General features: G+C 34.2%; 24 protein-coding genes. 10 read left to right on the top strand and 14 right to left on the bottom strand.

What is annotated here, in order from left to right; all coding sequences use genetic code 11:
- Window position 1 precedes the first annotated feature (1 nt).
- Window positions 2-610 carry a DUF4126 domain-containing protein gene (locus AAT17_RS12735; protein WP_060524846.1) on the top strand — a complete coding sequence of 203 codons (609 nt, stop codon included), beginning with the start codon at window positions 2-4 and terminating at the stop codon, window positions 608-610.
- Window positions 607-1,344 (top strand): 3-deoxy-manno-octulosonate cytidylyltransferase, encoded by a 738-nt coding sequence (kdsB, locus tag AAT17_RS12740; protein WP_060524847.1) that lies wholly within the window; start codon window positions 607-609, stop codon window positions 1,342-1,344. Before AAT17_RS12735 ends, kdsB begins: the two co-directional genes overlap by 4 nt.
- Here kdsB and AAT17_RS12745 read toward each other — a convergent pair.
- Window positions 1,337-1,648 (bottom strand): GNAT family N-acetyltransferase, encoded by a 312-nt coding sequence (locus tag AAT17_RS12745; RefSeq protein ID WP_042279325.1) that lies wholly within the window; start codon window positions 1,646-1,648, stop codon window positions 1,337-1,339. The genes kdsB and AAT17_RS12745 overlap by 8 nt on opposite strands.
- A 174-nt stretch (window positions 1,649-1,822) precedes the next feature.
- Between AAT17_RS12745 and AAT17_RS12750 the strand changes: the two genes are divergently transcribed.
- From AAT17_RS12750 to AAT17_RS12770, 5 genes are all read left to right on the top strand, one after another.
- Window positions 1,823-2,476, top strand: a complete 654-nt coding sequence (locus AAT17_RS12750) for an alpha/beta fold hydrolase (RefSeq protein WP_253279771.1) — start codon at window positions 1,823-1,825, stop codon at window positions 2,474-2,476.
- Window positions 2,477-2,533: 57 nt separating this feature from the next.
- Complete coding sequence (locus tag AAT17_RS12755) at window positions 2,534-3,475, top strand: lytic transglycosylase domain-containing protein (protein ID WP_060524848.1); 942 nt, start codon at window positions 2,534-2,536, stop codon at window positions 3,473-3,475.
- Window positions 3,475-4,956 (top strand): cardiolipin synthase, encoded by a 1,482-nt coding sequence (gene cls / locus AAT17_RS12760; RefSeq protein ID WP_367379278.1) that lies wholly within the window; start codon window positions 3,475-3,477, stop codon window positions 4,954-4,956. Before AAT17_RS12755 ends, cls begins: the two co-directional genes overlap by 1 nt.
- A 19-nt stretch (window positions 4,957-4,975) precedes the next feature.
- Window positions 4,976-5,365, top strand: coding sequence for a sulfite exporter TauE/SafE family protein (locus AAT17_RS12765; protein WP_060525115.1), 390 nt, complete (start codon window positions 4,976-4,978; stop codon window positions 5,363-5,365).
- Between the two features lie 74 nt (window positions 5,366-5,439).
- Entirely contained in the window at window positions 5,440-6,288 is an 849-nt protein-coding gene (locus AAT17_RS12770; protein WP_060524849.1) for a DUF2911 domain-containing protein, read from the top strand.
- Window positions 6,289-6,364: 76 nt separating this feature from the next.
- Here AAT17_RS12770 and AAT17_RS12775 read toward each other — a convergent pair whose 3' ends face one another.
- The 5 genes from AAT17_RS12775 to nth all read right to left on the bottom strand — a co-directional run bounded on the left by AAT17_RS12775 (window position 6,365) and on the right by nth (window position 13,002).
- Window positions 6,365-6,742: a hypothetical protein gene (locus AAT17_RS12775; protein WP_060524850.1), complete on the bottom strand. Its 378-nt coding sequence runs from the start codon at window positions 6,740-6,742 to the stop codon at window positions 6,365-6,367.
- Window positions 6,743-6,747: 5 nt separating this feature from the next.
- The gene (locus tag AAT17_RS12780; RefSeq protein WP_060524851.1) at window positions 6,748-8,466 is read right to left on the bottom strand and encodes a sodium:solute symporter; all 1,719 of its coding nucleotides are present in this window, start codon (window positions 8,464-8,466) and stop codon (window positions 6,748-6,750) included.
- Window positions 8,467-8,546: 80 nt separating this feature from the next.
- A complete protein-coding gene (locus AAT17_RS12785) occupies window positions 8,547-11,090 on the bottom strand; it encodes a PIG-L family deacetylase (protein ID WP_060524852.1) in 2,544 nt (847 codons plus the stop codon).
- 81 nt (window positions 11,091-11,171) lie between these two features.
- The gene (locus AAT17_RS12790) at window positions 11,172-12,269 is read right to left on the bottom strand and encodes a serine hydrolase (protein WP_060524853.1); all 1,098 of its coding nucleotides are present in this window, start codon (window positions 12,267-12,269) and stop codon (window positions 11,172-11,174) included.
- 61 nt (window positions 12,270-12,330) lie between these two features.
- Entirely contained in the window at window positions 12,331-13,002 is a 672-nt protein-coding gene (gene nth / locus AAT17_RS12795; RefSeq protein ID WP_042279314.1) for an endonuclease III, read from the bottom strand.
- Window positions 13,003-13,036: 34 nt separating this feature from the next.
- On the opposite strand from nth, the gene bcp reads away from it, so the two are divergent.
- Window positions 13,037-13,492, top strand: a complete 456-nt coding sequence (gene bcp, locus AAT17_RS12800; RefSeq protein ID WP_042279312.1) for a thioredoxin-dependent thiol peroxidase — start codon at window positions 13,037-13,039, stop codon at window positions 13,490-13,492.
- 73 nt (window positions 13,493-13,565) lie between these two features.
- On the opposite strand, the gene AAT17_RS12805 is transcribed toward bcp, so the two are convergent.
- Entirely contained in the window at window positions 13,566-15,032 is a 1,467-nt protein-coding gene (locus AAT17_RS12805) for a hypothetical protein (protein ID WP_042279309.1), read from the bottom strand.
- Between the two features lie 85 nt (window positions 15,033-15,117).
- Between AAT17_RS12805 and AAT17_RS12810 the strand changes: the two genes are divergently transcribed.
- On the top strand, window positions 15,118-15,885 hold the full coding sequence (locus AAT17_RS12810; RefSeq protein ID WP_042279306.1) for an MBL fold metallo-hydrolase: 768 nt from the start codon (window positions 15,118-15,120) through the stop codon (window positions 15,883-15,885).
- A 3-nt stretch (window positions 15,886-15,888) separates the two neighbouring features.
- Entirely contained in the window at window positions 15,889-16,392 is a 504-nt protein-coding gene (locus AAT17_RS12815; RefSeq protein ID WP_060524855.1) for a hypothetical protein, read from the top strand.
- Here AAT17_RS12815 and AAT17_RS12820 read toward each other — a convergent pair.
- The 7 genes from AAT17_RS12820 to AAT17_RS12850 form a co-directional block, all read right to left on the bottom strand.
- Window positions 16,389-17,060 carry an alpha/beta hydrolase gene (locus AAT17_RS12820; protein WP_060524857.1) on the bottom strand — a complete coding sequence of 224 codons (672 nt, stop codon included), beginning with the start codon at window positions 17,058-17,060 and terminating at the stop codon, window positions 16,389-16,391. The two genes, AAT17_RS12815 and AAT17_RS12820, sit on opposite strands and share 4 nt — an antisense overlap.
- 1 nt (window position 17,061) lies before the next feature.
- On the bottom strand, window positions 17,062-17,415 hold the full coding sequence (locus tag AAT17_RS12825) for a hypothetical protein (protein WP_060524860.1): 354 nt from the start codon (window positions 17,413-17,415) through the stop codon (window positions 17,062-17,064).
- Window positions 17,408-18,664: a dihydroorotase gene (locus AAT17_RS12830; RefSeq protein ID WP_060524862.1), complete on the bottom strand. Its 1,257-nt coding sequence runs from the start codon at window positions 18,662-18,664 to the stop codon at window positions 17,408-17,410. Before AAT17_RS12830 ends, AAT17_RS12825 begins: the two co-directional genes overlap by 8 nt.
- Entirely contained in the window at window positions 18,661-20,550 is a 1,890-nt protein-coding gene (locus tag AAT17_RS12835) for a BatA domain-containing protein (protein WP_060524864.1), read from the bottom strand. The genes AAT17_RS12830 and AAT17_RS12835 overlap by 4 nt, the downstream gene beginning before the upstream one ends.
- Before the next feature lie 69 nt (window positions 20,551-20,619).
- A complete protein-coding gene (locus AAT17_RS12840) occupies window positions 20,620-21,819 on the bottom strand; it encodes an ATP-binding protein (RefSeq protein ID WP_042279294.1) in 1,200 nt (399 codons plus the stop codon).
- Window positions 21,820-21,929: 110 nt separating this feature from the next.
- Window positions 21,930-22,697, bottom strand: coding sequence for a TIGR02757 family protein (locus AAT17_RS12845; protein WP_060524866.1), 768 nt, complete (start codon window positions 22,695-22,697; stop codon window positions 21,930-21,932).
- Window positions 22,690-23,355, bottom strand: coding sequence for an ABC transporter ATP-binding protein (locus tag AAT17_RS12850; protein ID WP_042279292.1), 666 nt, complete (start codon window positions 23,353-23,355; stop codon window positions 22,690-22,692). The genes AAT17_RS12845 and AAT17_RS12850 overlap by 8 nt, the downstream gene beginning before the upstream one ends.
- Window position 23,356 lies beyond the last annotated feature (1 nt).

The raw sequence follows: 23,356 nt of genomic DNA on the forward strand, positions 1-23,356 counted from the left end.
TATGGAAACATTTTTTAGCATTTTCACCAGCGTTTGTTTGGGTATAGGATTGTCTGCCAGTGCAGGATTTAGAGTATTCGTTCCTTTGTTATTTTTGAGCTTTGCCGGATACATGGGATGGATACCCTTAAATGAAGATTGGTCCTGGGCAGGAAGTTTAACAGCTGTAATTGTCCTAGCAGTTGCAGCCGTAGTAGAACTTCTTGCTTATTACATACCTTATGTAGATAATCTTTTGGACACTATTTCGGTTCCTCTCGCAACTATTGCAGGTACTGCAGTAATGGTAAGTGTCGTAGGAGATTTGGATCCTGTTTATACGTGGACTTTGGCCATTATAGCTGGTGGTGGAACAGCAGCTGCTATATCAAGCACTACAACCGCAGCACGCGCAACAAGCACAGCAACTACTGGTGGATTAGGTAATCCAGTAGTAAGCACAGCCGAGGCTGGATTAAGCGGTATTCTATCAATTCTCTCCTTACTCGCTCCAGTTGTCGCTGTCATTATTGTAATATTAATCTTTCTCGCCATGAGAAAGTTATATAAAAAATTGTTTAAAAGAAGTTCGCTTTCGCGAAAGCATACTAACAAAAAACTTACAAATTGAGAACAATAGCCGTAATACCTGCACGCTATGAAGCAAGCAGATTTCCAGGTAAATTAATGAAAGATCTAGGTGGTAAACCTGTAATTATACGCACCATGCAGGCCACTCAACAAACAGGCCTATTTGATGATGTAATGGTTGCAACCGATAGTGAAACCATCTACAAAACTGTTGAGGAGAATGGAGGTAAAGCGGTAATGAGCACCAAAAATCATGAATGTGGTAGTGATCGTATTGCTGAAGCAGTCGAAAACATACCTGCCGATATTGTTATCAACGTTCAAGGCGACGAACCGTTTACTAATAAAGAAGATTTAGCCTCATTAATAGAAGTGTTCAAGAATGACCCTTCAAAAAATATATCACTCGCATCTTTAATGCATGAAATTAAAGGTGAGGAAATGATAACTAATCCTAATAATGTAAAAGTTATAGTTGATGAAAATGATCACGCTATTTATTTTTCAAGGTCGCCCATACCTTATCATCGAGATAAATTATTACCAGCTACCTACTATAAGCATATAGGGATTTATGCGTTTAGGAAACAAGCGTTACTTGAATTTTATCACAGTAAGGCAACACCACTAGAGTTGTTAGAAAAACTAGAATGCTTGCGCTATATAGAGCAAGGTAAAAAGATTAAAATGGTGCGCACTCAAAAATCTAGTATTGGAATTGACACACCAGATGATTTAATTGAAGCAAATAAATTGTGGGACTGCTCTAAATAGCGATACCTACAGGTAACATTTCCTTGTATTTAATTCTATTTTTTCTCACAAATCCAGCAATTTTAGGGTGAGTAGGTACAACTTTTAATTCTTTTTCAAATTTAATGTTGTCAAAAACTGCTGTAAGAAATTCATCCTTAAAAGAAAAGTTCTCTTCTAGAACTTCAGGGATAATTAATTTGGTTAAAAATATTTTGCGATCCTGTTGAGCATACTCGATACGAGCCATTTCTCCATCCACAATACATTCATACTGACGTAAAAACTCATTGTCAGTAATTTCTAAATTTACCTTTGTACTCATTCTCTCTTATTTAAAATCAGAAGAAATTCTGATCGTTTTACTACCTATATTTGATTATATTACTGGTAGGTTAGTAAAAGCTTTTTGAATAGTTGAATTACAAATATACTAAAAAACAGACATATACAAGTTAAGGTCTGTGTAATTATTTATAAATCAGATATATAAGTATCAATGAAGTGTTCGGTATATTTTATGCCTGGAATGGCAGCATCACCTCAAATTTTTGAATACATAAAATTGCCATCAAAACAATTTGATGTTCATCTAATGGAATGGATTCTGCCTGTTAAAAATGAATCTATTAAGGACTATTGTATCAGGCTTCTTGATCAAATAAAGCATGAAAACCCTGTTTTAATAGGAGTATCATTTGGTGGTGTGATAGTACAAGAACTTTCAAAACTGCTACCTGTAAAAAAAATGATTATCATTTCTTCCGTTAAATCTAACAAAGAGTTCCCTAGACGCATGAGGTTAAGTAAAGTTACTCATCTTCACAAGGCATTACCTACAACTCTCATAAAGCATTTTGGGACTATCGCTTCTTACTCAAAAATATTGGCACCCAAAAAGATAGAAATGTATAATAAATACCTATCTGTAAATGATCCATTGTATATGGACTGGGCCTTGAACACAATCATTAACTGGGACCAAGAAAAAGCACCAAATAACTTAATTCATATCCATGGTGATAGTGACCCAGTTTTCCCCATTAAATATATTGAAAACTGTATTACTGTTGAAGGAGGAACACACGTTATGATTATAAATAGATTTAGATGGTTTAATGAGCATTTACCCCAACTTATTTTGGATAATTAACACTATCGATTAACCACTAGTCTGGTTAAAATTATATTTTTAAACAAAATTTTGAAGATGAAGAAACTACTTTTAGGTATAGGATTAGGTATGGTTACTGTTATTGGATTAAGCATGATCCAAACTAGCGATAGCGACGAATCGGTAACAATTGAAAAAACACCGACTCTAAAGACGGATAAAAAACTGGTAAATGATTACAATGTTTACAGTTTCAATTTGCCTGAAAATCTGAATTTTGCAGGTGAAACAGTTCCTTTAAATATGCCAGATATTAGAGAACGTGCCGATAGAGAATTCCTTGTAAATACCTACTGGCAGTCAAATGGGATTTTGTTAATTAAACGAGCTCAAAAATATTTCCCAATCATTGAACCCATTTTACGTGAATATAATATTCCCGATGACTTTAAATATCTAGCCGTAATTGAAAGTGGTCTACAACCAGTTACTTCACCTGCTGGCGCCAGCGGTTTTTGGCAAATAATGAAGGCAACAGGAAAGGAGTATGGTCTAGAAGTAAATAGTAATGTCGATGAGCGTTTTCACATTGAAAAAGCAACACGTGTAGCATGTGAATATCTTAAGAATAGTAAAGAGCGCTTTGGAAGTTGGACTCTTGCTGCAGCAGCATATAATGCTGGTAATGCAGGTATTAATCGAGAGTTAGAAAAACAACAAGTGGATAATTATTATGACCTTGCACTTAATCCAGAAACGGGTCGCTATATGTTCAGAATAATGGCCATCAAAGAGATTTTGCAAGCTCCAGAAAAGTTTGGTTTCAATGTTGAACCAGATCATGCGTATCAACTAGTTCCTACAAAGGATGTAACAGTTGATTATGAAATTGAAGATTTGTCCGCTTTCGCGAAAGCGCAAAATATCAACTACAAAATTTTAAAGATTCACAATCCGTGGTTGCGAGAAGGCAAATTGAACAATCAATCTAGAAAAGTGTACCAAATTAAAATTCCTGAGGCAGGCTATTATAACTGATGATTTTAGATTGGGTTTACCGTAATTGGTTTTTTACAGCACTAGTACTTAATTATGTAGTAGCGTTGACAGGTGCTTTTTTTTTAATAAAAAGCAATCAAAACCCACGTAAAACGGTTTCATCCCTTCTCTTTCTTATTGCGCTTCCATTTATTGGTCTTATAATCTATTACTTTTTTGGTTTAGAATATAGGAAGTCTAAAATATTTAAACGTAAAGACTTAGATGCTAATGCCTTAGTAAAAGAATGGAATGAGCGTTTACAAATCTCAGATCAACGTATTCATGAGCTGGATGATCAAGCCCTTATGGATCGTTTAAAAATGGTTAAGTTACTCAAACATAACCAAAACGCCTATCTAACTCTCAAAAATGACGTCAAGGTTTTAATTAATGGAAATGCCACTTTTGAATCCATATTTAAAGATATTGATGAAGCACAAGACCATATTCATCTAGAATATTTTATTTTCAATGATGACAATATTGGGAATGCGTTTATTGATAAGTTAATAGAGGCTAGAAATCGTGGGGTAGAGGTCAAGCTTATTTATGATTCAGTAGGTAGTGATTTATCACGAGCAGGTAAAAATCGTATGAAAGATGCTGGTATTGATTATCATTCTTTCATGCCAGTGTTGTTTTCAGATTTTACGAGAAAAGCCAATTATAGAAACCATCGTAAAATATGTATCATAGATGGCCATATAGGTTATCTAGGAGGAATTAACGTAAGCGATAGTTACGTAAATAAGAAAGGAGATACTGGAAGATTATACTGGAGAGATACTCATTGTCGTATTGAAGGTCATGCGGTAAAATCGTTACAAGTACAGTGGTTGTTAAACTGGTATTTTGTTTGTCAATGTGACAAAGAGGAACTGCCACATGAAATACCATCAAGTTATTTTCCCGAAATTGATGAGGTAGAAGATGTCGCTGTTCAAATAGCTGCAAGCGGTCCCGATACTGATTGGGCCAATATAATGGAAGCACTTTTTATTGCGATCAATACTGCACAACGATGTGTGAGGATTACCACTCCTTACTTTATACCTAACGAATCCATTTTAACCGCTTTAAAAAGTGCTGCAAGATCTGGAATTGAAATAGAAATTCTTGTTCCTAGAAAAGGTGATAGTTGGGCTGCAAGATATGCTAGTAGGTCTTATTTCACAGAAATATTAGAAAGTGGCGTTAAGTTGTACTGGTACACTAAAGGAATGCTACACGCAAAAACTATGGTGGTTGATGATCACTTTGCTACGATAGGAACCTCAAACATGGATTACCGAAGTTTTGATATAAATTTTGAAATCAATGCTTTGATGTATAATGAACGAATAAGTAAGGAATTGAATGATTTATTTGATAAGGATTTGCTTGATAGTGAACAAATTATACTAGAAAGGTGGGAAAAAAGAAATAAACTAAACAAATTTAAAGAGTCTTTTTGTAGATTGTGGGCTCCATTACTATAACATGAAACCAAAAGCCAAAATGTCTCTTACAACTATTTTATTATTACTTCTTTTAGGATTACTTGCTGGATTATTGAGCGGTAGTGTGGGCGTAGGCGGTGGTGTTATCATGGTGCCATTAGCTATTTGGTTCTTAGGTTATAATCAACATGATGCACAAGGATTAAGTCTTGCAGTTCTTGCGGTTCCAGTGACCTTTCTGGCAGCTTATAATTATCATAAAGCTGGTGAAGGATTAGACTGGCGATATGCCCTAGTAATTGCAGCAGCCTTTGTAATAGGTGGTTATTTTGGTTCAAAGATAGCAGTCAAAATAGACCAGCAAACTTTAAAAAAAATATTTGGGGTTGTTTTAATAATTGTTGCTATTAAAATGATTTTCTTCTCGCAGGCAAAGCCAGCCGAATAGATATTAAAAGTATCTTAAATGCCAATTCAAGATTTAATTACTCGTATTTTTATATCATCAAAATATTAAAATACATGAAACGTTTATTTTTATTCTTATTAATTTGTGCAACTACAGCTGTTACAGCACAAATACAAACTCCGCAACCTAGTCCTGCGGCAAAGGTCATGCAAAAGGTAGGTCTAACAGATATTACTGTTGAATATTCTAGACCAGCAATGAGAGGTCGTACTATATTTGGAGACTTAGTACCATTTGATAAACTTTGGCGCACAGGTGCAAATGCAAATACGACTATCACAGTTGGAGACGATTTTACCTTTGGTGGGACAGATGTTAAGGCAGGAACTTATGCTGTATTTACTAAACCTGGTAAAAAACAATGGGATGTTTACCTGTACAGTAAAACAGACAATTGGGGTGCACCAAGATCTTGGGACGAATCATTAGTCGTGGCAACTGCAACAGTGCCAGTTCAAGAAATGAACTTAACTCGAGAAAGTTTTACAATAGGGATTAATGAATTATCCATGGATAGCGCTCATTTGCAAATTAGTTGGGAAAATTCATTAGTAGCTATTCCAATTACCGTACCTACTAAGAAAAAAACCGAGGAAAGTATCATGAAAGTAATGTCTGGCGAGGCACAACCATCGGTTAATGATTATTATAGTGCAGCCGCTTTTTATTATGAAGCGGGAACGAACCTAGAACAAGCTCTAGAATGGATTACTAAAGCAACAGAAATGAATGATAAGGCTTTCTGGATGTTCACTAGGAAGTCCTTAATAGAAGAGAAACTGGGTAAAAAGAAAAACGCTGTAAAGACTGCTAAAACAGCCCTAGCCTTAGCAAAGGATCAGAAAAATGCTGATTATGTAAAAATAAATGAAGACAACTTAAAGCGCTGGGGCGCGATGTAAGTTGGATCTTGTTAAATAAAAAACGCTGTTCAACTGAACAGCGTTTTTTTTTACCGCTTTATAGTTATAACAAGTTTTAATTATAAAACATCGTGTCAAGAGATGGGTAAATCTCGACAAGCGTGATAATTCTAGTAGCTATCATTAAAAGGCAAATTAAAATACTTATAACTAAAGCAGGAATTTTCAAACTTTTCTTAGTAACTGCTAGTGCAAGTGCAATTGGTACAAAACCGTAAACTATGCCTGCGGCAAATTGAATTAAGTAAGTAGTTTTATTAAATTTTAAATTGAGTAAGCTTATAAGAATCAGGTGTATCAACATGAAAATAAGCACACCTATTAAAATATAACTACTTCTAGTGAGGTTAGTTTTTATTTGGTTTACTCTAGATTTAGGTAACGATATTAATTCATTATCCTTAAAAGGATTGTGGTCTTCTGACTGTTCCATTAAGCTTATATTCTATTTAAGTGTGGTTCATTATTATAATCGCCTAATTGAATTAGGAAAGCAAATACAATCGTTAATATTGCACCTAGTGGATTAAGCCATAAGAAAGGTAAAATCTCGATACCTGATACAAATTCATGTAAAATAGCACAAGTGGCTACAATTACTTGTGACAGGCATGCTGCAATAAAAATAGCCTTACCTTTTATATGTTTTATATACAAAGCAACAAGAAAGATACCTAAGATAGTACCGTAAAAAATGGAGCCTATAAAGTTTACTAGCTGTATTAAATTATCAAATAATGATACAACTGATGCAAATCCTATAGCTGCAATTCCCCATGCCAGTGTGAACCACTTTGACATACGCACGTAGTGATCATCATCACGTTCTGTTTTACTAAATCGTTTATAAATATCAACAGCCGTGGTGGACGATAAGGCATTTAATTCTGAAGCAGTAGAACTCATCGCTGCACTTAGGATAACAGCAAGCAATAATCCTATTAAACCTTTAGGTAAGTGATTGAGGATAAAATGTATAAATACAAAATCTTTGTCATTTGTTTCAATACCTTCATCTGCTTTTTCAATAAGAATTCTTGCTTTACTTCTATTGTATTCTTCCTCGGCGCGCAGTCGGTTTAATTCTACTTTTAGATTGTCATTTTCATAACCATCAGCTAGTATCGCAGCGTATTGCTTTTGAGTTTGTTGTTTTTCTTCTAGTATGGATTTGTGATTATTCTGTAACTTAATGTATTCCTGCTTATACTCGCTTTCTAACACGGCTTGTTCTCCTGCTGGATTGAAGTTTAGTGGTGTAGCATTAAATTGATAGAATACAAAGACCATCACACCTACTAGTAGAATAAAAAATTGCATCGGGACTTTAAGTAAGCCATTGAAAAGCAAGCCTATTCTCATTTGTTTTACCGATTTTCCAGATAAATATCGCTGTACTTGAGATTGATCGGTCCCAAAATAACTAAGCATAAGAAAGGTAGCTCCAAATAACGCACTCCACACATTATACCTATCTTGATACGAAAAATCAAAGTCTAGAATTTTCATTTTATCTGCATCACCAGCCATTTGCAACGCATTGTCAAAGGTTACGTTCTCTGGTAATGCTGTTACAATTAAAACAAAGGCTGTAATCATTCCTGCCATGATCACAATCATTTGTTGCTTTTGAGTAACATTAACCGCTTTGGTACCTCCAGACACTGTATAAATGATTACTAGTATTCCTATTAAAATATTTAGGTATTTGAGTTCCCAACCAAGTACGGAACTTAGGATAATAGCCGGTGCATAAATCGTTATTCCTGCCGCAAGACCACGTTGGATAAGAAATAGTATAGAGGCTAGAGATCTCGTTTGTACATTAAACCTATTCTCTAAAAATTCATAGGCCGTATAAACTTTGAGTTTATGGTAAACAGGAATAAAACTTATACAAATTATCACAACCGCTATCGGTAGACCAAAATAAAACTGAACGAATTCCATTCCTTCAGTATATGCTTGTCCTGGAGTACTTAAAAAAGTGATAGCGCTGGCTTGTGTTGCCATGACTGATAACCCAACAGTCCACCATCGGGCATCACCTCCTTTTAAATATTGTTCACTACTTTGTTTTCCTCTAGTTTGATAAACACCGTAAAATACGATAAAGGCTAGAGTAGAGGCTAGAATAAACCAATCAATTGTTCCCATACCTCATACTAATTAAATAGAAAATCACCGCAAAAACAATGTTTGCAGCTATAAGACCTATATATACCTTGCTCCATTTTTTAGAATTTCCTTTCTTCATCTTGCTGTTTAATCGGTTCCTTATCAATACTTAAACTCAACATGTTTGCAAGCAATTTATAAGCTCCAGAAACTCCGGCAGGTAATTCCCTAAATAAGCTCAAACCCGTGTAAACGATATGTCCATCACCGTATTTACCTACTAGTAAACTTCCTTTAGTCATAGGTTCACCAGCGTCATTCATACCTAGAATAGGTGTAAAATTATCGTTCCATTTTTCAGGAAAATACAAACCTCTTTCTTGAACCCATCCTTCAAAGTCTTTATTCGTAATGCGATTAGGCTGGTTCATGATTCTGTGATCTGGTGCAAGAAAAGTCACAGCAGCATTTTCATCTGTTACACGCTTTCGCGAAAGCGTAATATCTAACGGTCCTAGTTCATTATCACCAATACCGCGATTAGTATTGTACTGCATGATGAGTGTTCCACCTGAGGCTACATAAGTGTCAAGGATATCCTTTAAAGCTGCCATTTCTTGTTTGTAAACGTTAAAGGCTCTTATTCCAATTACTACGGCATCATAATCTGAAAGATTTGCAGGGACTTCTGAAGGATCAAAAAAGCTTACCTGGCTGCCCATCGCAGCTATTGCTTGACCTACTTGATCACCAGCACCATTAATATATGCAACCGAGTTTGCAAAGTTAGTTATACCTGGTTGTACGAGTTGAACTTCGTTATTACGCACCCATTGTTGATTAGGAATATGTTCATAATTAATGGAAATTACCTCTTGGGTATAGGATTTATCATTTACGGTTAAAATAGCGCTGGCTAATCCTTTACTTGCTTGTGATGGAGCAGTTACAATAAAGTTATATTGTTTTTGATCTCCTTTTAAAAGGTCATCAATAGTGATATGCTCTGGCGTTACCTTCCATTCAGTAGGTACACATAATTCAAGTTTCGCATTTCTGAAATTTTTAAAGGCGTGTACATTTACAGTTATCTCTTGTTTTTGGCTTTGAGTGAAGATAAAAACAGGATTATCTATGGATAAAGATACTTCTGGAGTAATTTGAAGAGGTTCTCTAACCTCACCTCTTACAGGATCAGTTCTTTTATGAATCACGGGTATTTTAAAAGGAATGGCTTGATCCTTAATCTTTATAATTCCTCTTACTAAAAATGGACTATTTAATTCTGGTTTTCCTATTTGTTCTGGATTATTTACCACGTACATACCTATAGTACCTTTTTGTTTAAGATAGTAAGGTGTAGTAGTTTCATAATAGGAAGGAACCTTCAACTTTCCGGTTAGTTGCTTTGACTCATATTCTGAAAGTACAATATTGTTTTCTTTAATTTCTACTAGGTTGCTAGGGATGAATTCAATTGAAAAATCAATTTTAGACCTGTTAGTTATCTCGATATAAACATCACTTTCATTACCAATAGCAATTTGTTCATTTCTGGTAGATGCCACCATATAAATTCCAAGAATATTATTCAGAATATGATCAATTTCTTTTAATTTAATTGTTTTCCAGTGATCATTTTTAATTTTTGAAATATTTGATCGCAGTTCTAGTAGTGAAGGAATGCTAGCTTCTGGATTTTTAAAATCGTAATTTGAAACCAGTTTTTCATGTAAATCTTTAATCTTTTTTCCTCCCTTAACTCTTGTCCAAGTGGTATTTATTCCTGAAAATAAATCAGATTTATCTGTTGGGAAATCACCATCTATAAACTCTATATATTCCTTTTGTGGAGACCTGTCTCCACTACTACCAAAGCCTTGTGACTTGTGTTCACTTCGACTTAATGCTGCAATTTCATGATTTGACAAACCTTTATAATCATAAAATGGATTTGAGTTTATAGCGAGTAAATTTTTCTGGTCTGCTTGTTCAAAAGCCTCTTGACTACCATAAAACCACCAGCTCGTATTAAAAAACAGTCTGCTAGGTTGCCAAGTTTCGAGTGTTTTTAACTGATTTCCAAAGGCATTTTTATCTCCTGCAGCCTTAAAAGCTTCAACACTAAAAATAGCACTAGTTGTATGATGTCCATGAGTGGAGCCTGGTGTTCTATGATCAAAACGATTGATAATTATATCAGGTCGATATTGTCTAATAATACGTACAACATCTTCCATAACTTGAGTTTTGTTCCAAATTTCAATCGTCTCATCTGGATGTTTTGAATACCCAAAATCATTTGCTCTGGTAAAAAACTGTTCGCCGCCATCTATGTTTCTTGCCTCAAGTAGTTCTTGAGTTCGTATCATTCCTAGTTGTTCTCTTAATTGTGGGCCAATGAGATTTTGACCACCATCACCACGTGTAAGAGATAGATAAGCAGTTCTTGCCATTCTCTCGTTGGCTAAATAAGAAATAAGTCTTGTGTTTTCGTCATCCGGATGAGCAGCTACGTAAAGTACTGTTCCCAGAAATCCTAATTTTTCAATATCGTGGAAAATTTGGGATGTAGTAACTGGTTTAGGAGTAAGTCGATTTTCTTGTGCAATTATGGGGTATGCAATCAAAATACCGCATACAAAAAGGAGGATCTTTTTCATACGGTGTGAAGATAAAAATTTAAGAGGTAATAATGAATGTAAAAGGCGTGCTTTTGACAATCAAAATAGCGTTATTCTTACTTAGTTAATTACTTGGTTTAGTAATTCCCAAAGTTCATCGTGAAAGACTATAGGTACTAGTTCATTGGCAGGACTATCTCCCATACGCACAACAACCATATCCAGACTAGGAATAACATCGATAATCTGACCATTTTTTCCTAATGCACAGATCATATCGTCAGGAGCTGATGGAGTTAATGAAGTAGGGAATGAGTTTGGTGATGAAGGAAAAACAATAGAGTTTTTACCATTAAGCCACCATAAATAGCCATAAGAGGGATTTAGGTTTTGAGAGGTGGATACCATGTCATTAAAATAAGTAGAATCACCCAATACAGTTGTTGAATCCCATTGACCTTCGTTAAGAGTTAATAGGCCAAATCTAGCCGCATCTCTTGCTGTAGAATAATATGTACTTCCATAGCCACCACTTAAAGGTAGCCAGAATCCATTCATCCCAATCTTATTTTCAATAGAGCTATCAGTGTAATTATTTAACGACGTTCCAGTAGCTACTTCTAAAACATCCTTGAGTAGGGTATAAGTTGCGTTGTGATAATACCATTGTGAACCAGCATCTGATAAATAGGTCAAACATGCAGGATCAGTACAATCGGAATTTGAGACATTATAATCTATTCCTGTAGTGAACGTTAATTGATGAAATAAGCTAATTTCATCTTCTTTATCACTAGGCATGGTTGTCCAGCCTGGACCTAGATAATCACTTGTTTTATCGGCAATGTTCAGAAATCCTTCTTCTTGAGCAACTCCTACCATAGTGCCCGTAAGAGATTTTGATGCACTTGCCCAGTACCAATTGGAATTTGCCGTGAATGGCTGAGATTGTAGGTCGGTATTCCAATATTGCTCAACTATTATTTTACCGTTTACAAGAACTATAAAAGCTCTTGTTTCATTGTTTTCTAGAAAAGTAAACAAGTCGTTTAATTTTTGATCGTTCCAGTTTAAGGATTGTGTAGATTGAGTTTCCCAATCATTCGAATCAGAAGGAGGAAAATACATTCCAGTTTCTTGAATTTGATCATCAACGTTATTATCATCACTAGAACAAGCTAAAAAAGATAGAAATAGGAGGAAGAGTAAATATTTCATGAGAGGTATTTGTCTATTCTGACTATAAAAAGGCGATTAAGTTTAAACTAATTAGAAGAAATTATTTTTTCTTCCTCTTCTTTAAGCTTTTATAATACTCATCTAATACGCTTTTTCTACCTATGGTGTTTGTTATGATATCCTTTTCTAAATTCCATCCTCTAGCAGGGCTGTATTCACGGCCATACCATATTATTTGAAGATGTAGGTCGTTCCACTTTTCTTCTGGAAATAAGCGTTTAGCATCTTTTTCAGTTTGTACCACATTCTTCCCATTAGATAAGTTCCAACGATACATTAATCTGTGAATATGGGTATCAACAGGAAAAGCTGGTATCCCAAATGCTTGGGAAAGAACTACGGCAGCTGTTTTATGACCTACAGCTGGAAGCTCTTCTAATTCTTCATAGGTTTGTGGTACAAGACCATTATGTTTGTCTATTAAGATTTGCGATAATCCATGAATCCCTTTGGATTTCATAGGAGATAAACCTACTGGTTTAATGATTTCCCTTATTTCATCTACGCTTAATTTTACCATATCATATGGATTATCAGCTCTATCGAATAATAAAGGTGTGATTTGATTAACTCTCACATCTGTACTTTGAGCACTCATTAATACAGCAATTAATAACGTATAAGGATCAGTATGGTCTAAGGGTACAGGAATTTCTGGATACAATTCCTCGAGTTTATTTATGACGAAATTAACTTTGTCTGCCTTGTTCATTGTTGTAATTTAGAGCTTAAACAAAAATACGATTATGACCACTTTAAAAGCCGGAGATAAAGCTCCAGATTTTTCTATACCTAACCAAGACGGAAAGGAAATTTCTTTATCTGATTTTGCAGGAAAAAAGCTTGTCCTATTCTTTTATCCCAAAGCAAGTACTCCTGGATGTACTGCCGAAGCTTGTAATTTACGTGATAACGTAGATCGTTTTCGCGCAAGCGGATACGAAATTTTAGGAGCAAGTGCCGATAGTCAAAAAAGACAATTGAATTTTAAAAATAAACATGAACTTTCTTACGACCTTTTATCTGATGAGGATCATACGCTATTAAATGCTTATGGTGTTTGGGGTCCTAAAAAATTTATGGGTAAGGAGTATGACGGAATTCACAGAACAACATTTGTAATAAATGAAGAAGGAATTATTGAGGATGTGATATCAAAAGTGAAAACTAAAGATCACACGGCTCAAATATTAGTCGATTAAGTATTGTACAAGGATAAAAAAGCCTCAATTTAAATGAAATTGAGGCTTTTTTATTTTTATCAAATCTTTTCAGTTACACAGGAGCATCTTCATTTTGCTCTTTTGTTGAACTTTCGTGTCCAAAGAAATGTTGATTTTCAATAAGTTTTGCAACACCATTAGGTAGCATTTCTTGCCATCCATCCTCTCCATTTTCAATCATACGTAAAACTTCTCTAGAAAATATATGTCCGATTGAGGCATCATAATCTTCTATGTCTTTAAGTTTTCCGTTGTATTTAAAGAATTTATACAACTCTTTCATTCTAGGATGAACTTTTAGGTTTTCACTGGTAATCATCTCTCCGGTTTCAGCGTCTTTCATTGGATATAGATAGACTCTTAAATCCTTAAAGAATAATTTACCAAATGCTTCTAGAATTCCACCACTTAAATGAGTATAGTATTTGGTGTCAAAAATATCGACCAGATTATTCACACCCATAACTAGTCCAATTCTAGCTTTGGTATAATTATTAAGATATTCTACTAATCGGTAATATTCTTTGAAGTTTGAAATGAGTACTGTGTGTCCTAGTGAACAAAGCAATTCTGCTCTATGTAAGAAGTCTTCTTCATCAATCTCACCACTAGCTTTAAGATTGGAAAGGGTGATTTCAAATAAAGTTTGTAGCTTTTCTTCAGTTACTGTTCCAGATTGTATAAAGCGTTTTTTTGCAGTTTCATACATATCCATATTTACTTTGGTCACTGGTCGGAAAGAACCTCGTAAACAAAGTACATTTTTCTTATAAAGTATGCGGGCAGCTAGAATGTTATTACCATCTGGTCCAAAAACAACAGCCTCCGTCATTCCGTTTTTGATAAGTTGTAAACTCATCAAACGGTTGTCTACATTTTCAAATCTAGGACCAGAGAAATTGATCATATCAATTTCAATTTTATCCATATCAATGTGATCGTATAGGTATTTCAATAATTTTTTAGGCTGATCATATTTATAGAAGGCACCATAAATAAGATTAGTTCCTAATATACCTAAAGTAATTTGTTGTAGTCTAGCATCACGTTCCTTAAACCTTACGTGCAGAATAATCTTTGAATATTCCTCACCAGGCGAAGCTTGAAATTTAATACCAACCCAACCATGACCTAGATATTTTTTTGCAAAGTCTATGGTTGCAACTGTATTAGCATAGGTGAAAAACATTTTCTCAGGATGCTTCTCTCTAGATAATCGATCCTCAATAAGCTCTGTTTCGTATTCCAACATACGTTGCAATCTAGCCTCGGTTACATAACGACCATCATCCTGAATACCATAAACAGCATCAGAGAAGTCTTTATCATAAGCACTCATAGCTTTTGCAATAGTTCCACTAGCGCCACCAGATCTAAAAAAATGGCGAACTGTTTCTTGACCAGCACCTATTTCGGCAAAAGTTCCGTAGATGTTTTTGTTAAGATTTATTCTTAAGGCTTTATTCTTCAACGATGGGATGGATTCAAAATCCTGATCTCCAGGTAAACTGCTAGGCATATTAGTACGATTACAAAACTGTTAGTACAAAGGTATGAAACCACAGTAGTACTCAAAAAAATTATCTCTAATTTTAAGCCAAATTATGAAAACGAAAATTACCATATTAGGCTCAGGTACATCACAAGGAATTCCCGTAATAGGAAGTACACATCCAGTATGTTTAAGTGATGACCCTAGAGACAAAAGATTGCGCGTGAGCGCTATGATCGAGACAGAAGGAAAAAGATTTATCATTGATGTAGGTCCAGACTTTAGACAACAAATGCTAACCAATAAAGTGACTGAAATTGATGCTGTGCTTTTTACTCACGAGCACGCAGATCATACAGCAGGTCTAGATGACCTAAGGCCATTTTACTTCAGGCAAGGTGACCTTGATTGTTATATGACTCATCGCGTACACCTGGCCTTACAACAACGATTCTCCTATATGTTTGAAACCGTCAATAAATATCCTGGTGTAGCTACACTAGATGTTCATGAATTTGATAAAGACGAGTTTGAAGTTAAAGGGATTAGGGTAACTCCTGTTCTTGCAGATCATGGTTACATTCCAGTTCATGGCTTTAGAATTAATGATGTTGCCTATATGACCGATGTAAAAACCATTACCGATAAAGAATTAAAAAAATTGGAAAACTTAGATATTCTTGTAATTAATATGCTTCGCCACGAACCTCATAATACGCATCTTAATTTGGATGAAGCTTTGGAGTTAATTAATAAAATATCACCACAAAGAACCTATTTTACTCATATAAGTCATCATCTTGGTTTTCATGCCGAAGTAGAGCCCACATTACCAGATAATGTGTACCTTGCTTACGATAATTTAGAAATTACGACCTGATCTATGAAAAAGAATCTCTATCTCTATTTATTCATTTTTGCTTCACTTATAGCTCTTATTTTTTATGTAAACGGTAGAAAATATCAAACCCAGCTAGAACAAAAAATAGTAGAACTAAAAAAGGAAGCTGATAAACAAGAAGAAAAGCTAGAAATAGTTCAGGCCCAAATTGCCATAGCCGACTTTATCACGATAAAAGGCAATCCTGAAGCCGAAAATTATTTTCTTAAATACAATCTTACAAGTTCTCAAGTTGAAGCAATACTTTATGATAAATTACTAGAGCTCAATATTAAAGATGGTGGTAACCCTTTGATCCCTTACATTGGAGCCAATCGAGGATTTGCTATTGACCAAATACAAACCCTAAACCATAAATGGATAGCAGCTAATTTTACTGATGGTGATCAATGGGGTGATGTTTTACTTAAATATGAAATTGATCAAGATCAGGAAGTAACGTTTGAAACCATCGAGACAGTTTTATATACCAAAAACCGTGGCTAAAAGATGCGTTTTTCTAACCATTCCTTCATATCGTAAAAATTATCTCTAGAAACTCCATGTCCTATTGGATAATTTTTATAAAGATAATCAGCTTTTAATTCACTCATGAATTTAGGAGCTTCACTGGCCCAATCCAGCGGTATTACTTGATCCATAGTTCCGTGAGAGATAAAATAATTGGTCTTTTTTACGCTTTCGCGAAAGCGTGCCACCACATTATCCTCATTTTCAATAAGCTCTTTATTTAAGTAGCCACTCATTGCAACCACATTATTAAACATTCCCAAATGTTTAAAACTTAATGCATAAGATAAAATAGCACCTTGACTAAACCCAAGTAAATTAATGTTATTAGGATCTATAGAATAGGAATTCTTAAGCTCTTCTATAAATGTATCTAACAGTTCCATGCTTGATTTTGCTTGATCGAGATCACTAAATTTTCCTCCTGCTGCATCAAAATTAATGGCGTACCATGCAGCACCATAAGGTGGGATTTCATAAGGAGCTCTGGCACTCACTACAAAGATGTTAGGATCTATTTCGGAAGAAAAGGAAAATAAATCTTCCTCATTACTACCGTATCCATGAAGTAATAGGAGTAAAGGAGCATTTTCTTGAACTGCTGGACGTATTATATGTTTGATGGAAAGAGAAGTATTTGTCATATTATTTTATAAAACTGAACCATTTTTGAAAGTAATCACCAATAAAAGGCAAGGCTATCATTTGATTGCGCAATGCGCTCAATAAGCCTAAAACCGCTACAAGTACAATAAGCGAAATGATAAGCAGTGCAAGCCAGCCCTGTTCTATTATAGGTGTAAAAGCGTTAATTAAAATTGCAACTATTCCTATACCAAACATTTGTCGTAAATGAAAGGCAGCAAATTGTTGACCTTTACCATTATTCAGTAATATGGCAGTTCCTAAAATTGCTATGAACAAGAAGATATGTATAAATAGGCCAAATACACTACAATAGCCTAGTATAGCAAGGCCTTTTCCAGGAGGATTACTCATATATTTTTATTTTTTTACCATTAATTATTCCTAAAACGCGACCACGCGTTTTACATCCTAATAAAGCACAATTCTTTGATGTTGAAACTAGGTCGGTACTAGTTATTGTATCGTTTTCTGAATCTGTGAACATCGTTATTACAGCTTTCTGGTTCACTTGTATTCGAGGTCGCTCTATTGGAAAAACATCATAAGCTCCTGTGAGAAGCTTTACACTAGTACAGGTATCAATGACAGCGTTTAATGCTTTAAATGTTACTTCTATAGCCGTAGCACCCGATTTAGCTCGATCAAATTCTAGTTTTTTATGCTCAATATCTAGTGGTATATGATCAGATGTAACCATTTGTACCTTACCAGATTTTACATCTTGTACTAGTGCTAGTTTTTCTTCTTCATTACGTAGTGGTGGATCTAATTTGAAATTGGCTTCAAAACCTAATAAACTTTGACTGTCTAAAAGAAGATTATTAATACTTACACTACAAGAAGCCGATAATCCCTGACTACGTGCTTCATCAATCAAATTTACACTCTCAGATAGACTGACCGTTGGAAAGTGGAGCAATCCACCCGTATAGGATAGAATTTGAAGATCTCGAGCCACTTGAACGGTTTCGGCCATGGCTGGTTTAGACTTTAAACCTAATAAGGCGGTTGTAGAATCTTCATTTACCATACCTTTTCCTGCTAGGTCTGAATTTTCAGGGTATGATTGTATCACAGCATTAAATCCTGTACTATATTGAAGAGCAACTTTCATCAGGTTGGCATTGGTTATTGATTTTTTAAAGTCATAGAACCCTGCTGCACCAGCTTCTTTCATATCATATAGTTCTGCTAGATGTTCACCTTTTTGAGATAAGGTCAAAGATCCAATAGGTATAAGATCTACTGGCTGATCACTCAAGTAGTTTTTCAAGGATTTAATTTGCGATCCTTCTTCTGGATTAGGTTGATTATTAGGGTTAAGCAATACTGTTGTGAAACCACCAATTGATGCTGCATTTACAAGGTTTTTAAGCGTTTGTCTTTCTTCAAAACCAGGTTCACCAGAACATACACTACTATCTATCCAGCCTATAGAAATGTGTAATCCTTCAACGTTTATGATATGTTCAATTTGTTGATCTTCACTAATATTAGAAGCTATTTTTTTTATAATTCCATCTTCAATAAGAATATCTTGAATTGTGTCATGATGATCAGAATATTCATCAAGAATTTTTGCTTGCTTTATCAGTATCATTTCAAATATTTTAATATCAAGGTTTCAAGTAAAAAGAAAAGTAATGCACCGCATACGAACCATTGCCATAATGAGGTTATATTTTCCTCGCTGCTTAATTGACTCATTAAATCTTTGACAGAGCTGTAGGTATCTAAAGATTGTAATTCGTAAAAACTTTGTTTATTTTCTAATCTATCATCATTAAAACTAATATTTCCAACAGCAACACCTGAGTATCTTAGGGTATAATTTCCTGCGGATAAGTCAATTCCATCAGTTTGAATTTCTACTTTATTACTAAAAGCCTTTTGTAGAGGAATTACTTCGATTTCTTGATTACTTATAGTAACAATCTCATCCTGTTTTACATTTACAGGAATAGTGATTTTATCCGATTGATTTGTTTTGTAAAACAGTCGTCCAGGTGACAAACTACTTATTGCAAAATTGTAAAATATGGGAACAATAAGAGGTGAGCTTTTAAAATTTGAAATGGACTCATTTAAGCTAGAAGTAAAAATATAGGTGCCGTTGTCCTCGTACAAAAAGGAAGAATTATCCTCATAGGTTAAAATGGAAGGAACAGGTTTTGATGGTAAAATAACTTTTGAAACCGTTGGGTATTGAAAATTTGAAACTCTTTTATTAAAAACTCCTTTAAATAAAGGATGCTCAAAATTGATATTTGTAATTTTCTTGTCTGCATTTACTTGCTGGCCTAAAGGAGTAATACCTAAAAAAGCTGTTGTCATTTCTGAACTAGGAATTATTACCAATTTTCCTCCATTTGATTTAAAACGTCTCAATGCCGATTCTAATTCACTAGAGAAGTCGTCTAGTTCATTTAATATTATCAGATTTTGATCGGGTATAAGATTATAATTAAGTTGATTTAAATTAACACTTGTTAGATTGAACTCATCACCCTTGTATAGCTTTTTAAGAAAATCATCCTTTTCATTATTAATTGCAAGAATATTGACACGTTGCTTTTCTTGTTCACTTATATACAACGTATTATCAAATTCTAAATCGTTTGACTGTATATTAAGTTGACCTGTTAAAGGTTCACCAAGAGTATAATTGAATTGAGCTATCGCCTTTTTGTTTTCAAACTCAACGGATGTTTTTGCAATAAGTTTTCCTTCATGATTTAGAGCTATGGAAATAGCGTTCTCAATAGCTGAACTTGAAGATAATAGAACCTTTAGTTCTTTATTTATACCAGTTTCCTTAAAAATAAACGCGCTATCAATTGCAATATTAATTTTATCTGGGGCATTTACCTGAATAATCCTTACAGATGATAATTTTGACGTGTCTAAAGGTTCTTCATTTAATTTTTGAAAGTCAGAGATTAATATGATCTCCTTTACATTTTTTTTATCACTAAAAAGGCTATTCGCTTTGAGTAAAGCTTGATTTATATCAAATGATTTTTTGGAGTAATTAAGGTCTAGTAAATTATTTTTTACTTCTTTTAAAGTAACATTCTTGAATTCACTGTCATTTGTAATTAAATTAAAAGATTTTGAGCTAGGAATAGTTTCTATAAGCTGTTGAACACTTTGTTGTAATAAACTACCATTAGCTGCCTCTCGTTGCATAGAAAATGAGTTGTCTAAGTATATAGAAGTTTCTTTTTCTTTAATAGCCGTTTTGCTTCCAGGTATAAATGGTTGTGCAAAAGCAAGGACAATACAAGCAACAGCGCATAGCCTCGTTAATAAGGTAAGCCATTTTTTAATGGTGCGACTTTTACGAGTCTGAGAAATTAATGGTTTGAGAAAAGCAACATTTGTAAAAGATACTTTTTTAAACCTTCTTAACTGAAATAAGTGAACAAGAATAGGTATTGCTAAAAATAAAAGTGCCCAGAGTAGTGTAGGATTCTTAAATACCATTCATTATAACCTTGGTTCAAAGATAATTCTTTACCTTAAACCAAAATAAATATCTTGTTCTATATTACTTTATTTTTTTATCGAAAAGGTAAATGTAGTTCCTTCATTGACTTTTGATCTACATTTAATAACACCACCCATTTTATCTACTAAAATTTTTACAGTAGAAAGTCCTATACCATGACCTTTTTTACCTGCTCTATCGGCAGTGTTTAGTGTAGTAAATAACTCAAATATTTTATCTTTTTTGTCGTCAGGTATTCCCACGCCATTATCTTCTACACTTATCCAATAAAATTTTGGAGTCTCTTTAGTTTCAATTTTAACTTCAATAAGGTCCTTATCATTATACTTGATACTATTTCCTATCAAATTGAGTAGAATTTGTCGTAGGGCCGAACTATCACACTTTAACTGCAAATTTTTCTCAGGCATTTTAAAGTTAAAATCCTCTCGTTGCCCGATCATATCCTCTATATCCTCAAGCAAGCTATAAATATCAATCTCGTCTTGAGTATTGATAATCAACTGCTCACTTTCATAGTGATTTAATATATTTTCAATGTAATCACTCATTGAAAAAGCAGCCTCCTTCATTCCAGAAAGGTATTGAGAATCCTTATCATTCAACTTGCCATTCAATGAAGCTTTAAGCATATCACTAGTCATGATTATATTAGCCAAAGGCATTTTTAAATCATGCGATACAGTGTGTGCAAAATTTTCAAGCATTTTATTATTTTCCTGTAATTGTCTTGCTTTTTCTTTTAATTTTAAATTAGCTCGTTTTAATTCAAATTGTCTTTGAGCAAGATCAGCAACCATTAGTAAGTTTTTACGTTGCTCATCGCTAAATTTATGAGGAACATTATCTAAAACACAAATAGTTCCAAATGGCAAACCGTTTTCATCTCTTAACGGTACTCCAGCATAAAAAATGAGAGGATCTGCCGCTTTTACAAATGGATGATCTGCAAATTCTGGCTCTTTTCTTGTGTCTTCTATAAGAAATACTTCTTGATTAGAATTGATTGCATGAGAACAAAAGCTCAGCTCTCTAGGAGAAGAATTAAGTTGTAAGCCATGTTGTGATTTAAACCAAACTTCGTCTTTGTCAACAATGCTTATCAAACTTTTAGGAACATCGGTCAGTTTACAAGCTAATTCTGTAAGTTCATCAAGATCCTTTTGCTTGCTAGGATCGATGTGATACGATTTAAGCACCTCTATTCTTGCTTTCTCGTCGGTGTGTAGTGGTGCTAGTGCCATCAGGTTATTTGTTTAAAAAAACTAAGTAAAGGTACAACAATAAGTTTCATTAGTTTTCTATTAACAAGAAAAGATAACCAAATATTTTGTTTGTTCTTATTGTAATAAAATTACAATTCTTTAAACACTCCTAATCCAAATAGCGCAAAATCGTATTTTATAGGATCTGTTGGGTCAAATTTTCTCAACGCATTTGTGATTTCAATCACCGATTTAGCATCGTTTTGTTTACGAGTTAACAAGTTAAGTTGCCTACTTATATTCCCAGTATGAACGTCTAATGGTAAATATAGGTCTCGCGCTCGTATCTCGTTCCAAATTCCTAAATCCACACCAGCGTTATCTTTTCTTACCATCCAGCGTAAAAACATTAAAATTCTTTTGGCTGCACTGCCTTTCATAGGGTCGCTCACGTGTTTTTGTGTTCGATTTAAATGTTCAATTTGAAAAAAATCATGTTTAAACAAGGAAATAGCTTCTAGAAGGTTGGTGGAAGATTTTAACGCTTTCGCGAAAGCGAACTCCAAACCACCGTATTCATTCTCAAAACGTTGCAAGGCTCTCAAGAAAGTCTTCAAATCTTCACTGTTAAAGGTTCTATGAACAAAGTTTGTAATCGATTTTAAATCTGCTTCTTCAAAGTTTTTAATGAAATCTGCCGGAGAATTATCGAGCAGTTGCATCATTTTATTTGCGTTGTTTAAAATAGACTTGCGATTTCCCCAGGCAATAGTAGCAGTTAAAAATCCTGCGATCTCAATGTCTTTTTTATCAGAGAATTGATGGGGTATTTTAATAGGATCAAGAGGTATAAAGTCAGGAACATTATATTGTTCTACTTTTTTATCTAAGAATTCTTTAAGCTCTTTTTTATTCATTTAAAAAACGTCCATCGCTCATGGTTAACTTTCTGTCAGCCAGATCTGCGAGCTCCTGATTATGTGTTACGATTACAAAGGTTTGTTGAAATTCTTCTCGTAAACTTAAAATTAATTGATGTAGATTATCAGCAGTTGATGTATCTAAATTTCCTGTGGGCTCATCGGCAAAAATGACTTCGGGACTATTCATCAATGCACGAGCAACCGCTACACGTTGCTGTTCTCCACCAGATAATTCACCAGGTTTATGATGTAGTCGATCACCTAATTGTAAGTATTCCAATAATTCTTGAGCTCTTTTCTCGGCTGTTTTTTTACTTGTTTTTTTGATAAATGCTGGAATACATACATTTTCGATAGCAGTAAATTCGGGTAACAATTGATGAAATTGAAATATAAATCCTAATTGCTCATTTCTAAATTTACTCAATTGATTGCTAGATAGTTTTAGAATATCGGTGCCATTTATATGTAAAGAGGTGTTCTTATTTTTATCAGGTTGCTCTAGCGTTCCTAATATATGTAGTAATGTGGTTTTACCAGCTCCAGAACTACCTACAACACTTACAATTTCACCTTTTTCTATAGTAAGATCAACACCTTTGAGTACTTTTAGGTCTCCAAAAGTTTTTTGAATATTTCTTGCTTCAATCATA

Source organism: Nonlabens sp. MIC269 (assembly GCF_001430865.1).
In the GTDB taxonomy this organism is placed as follows: domain Bacteria; phylum Bacteroidota; class Bacteroidia; order Flavobacteriales; family Flavobacteriaceae; genus Nonlabens; species Nonlabens tegetincola.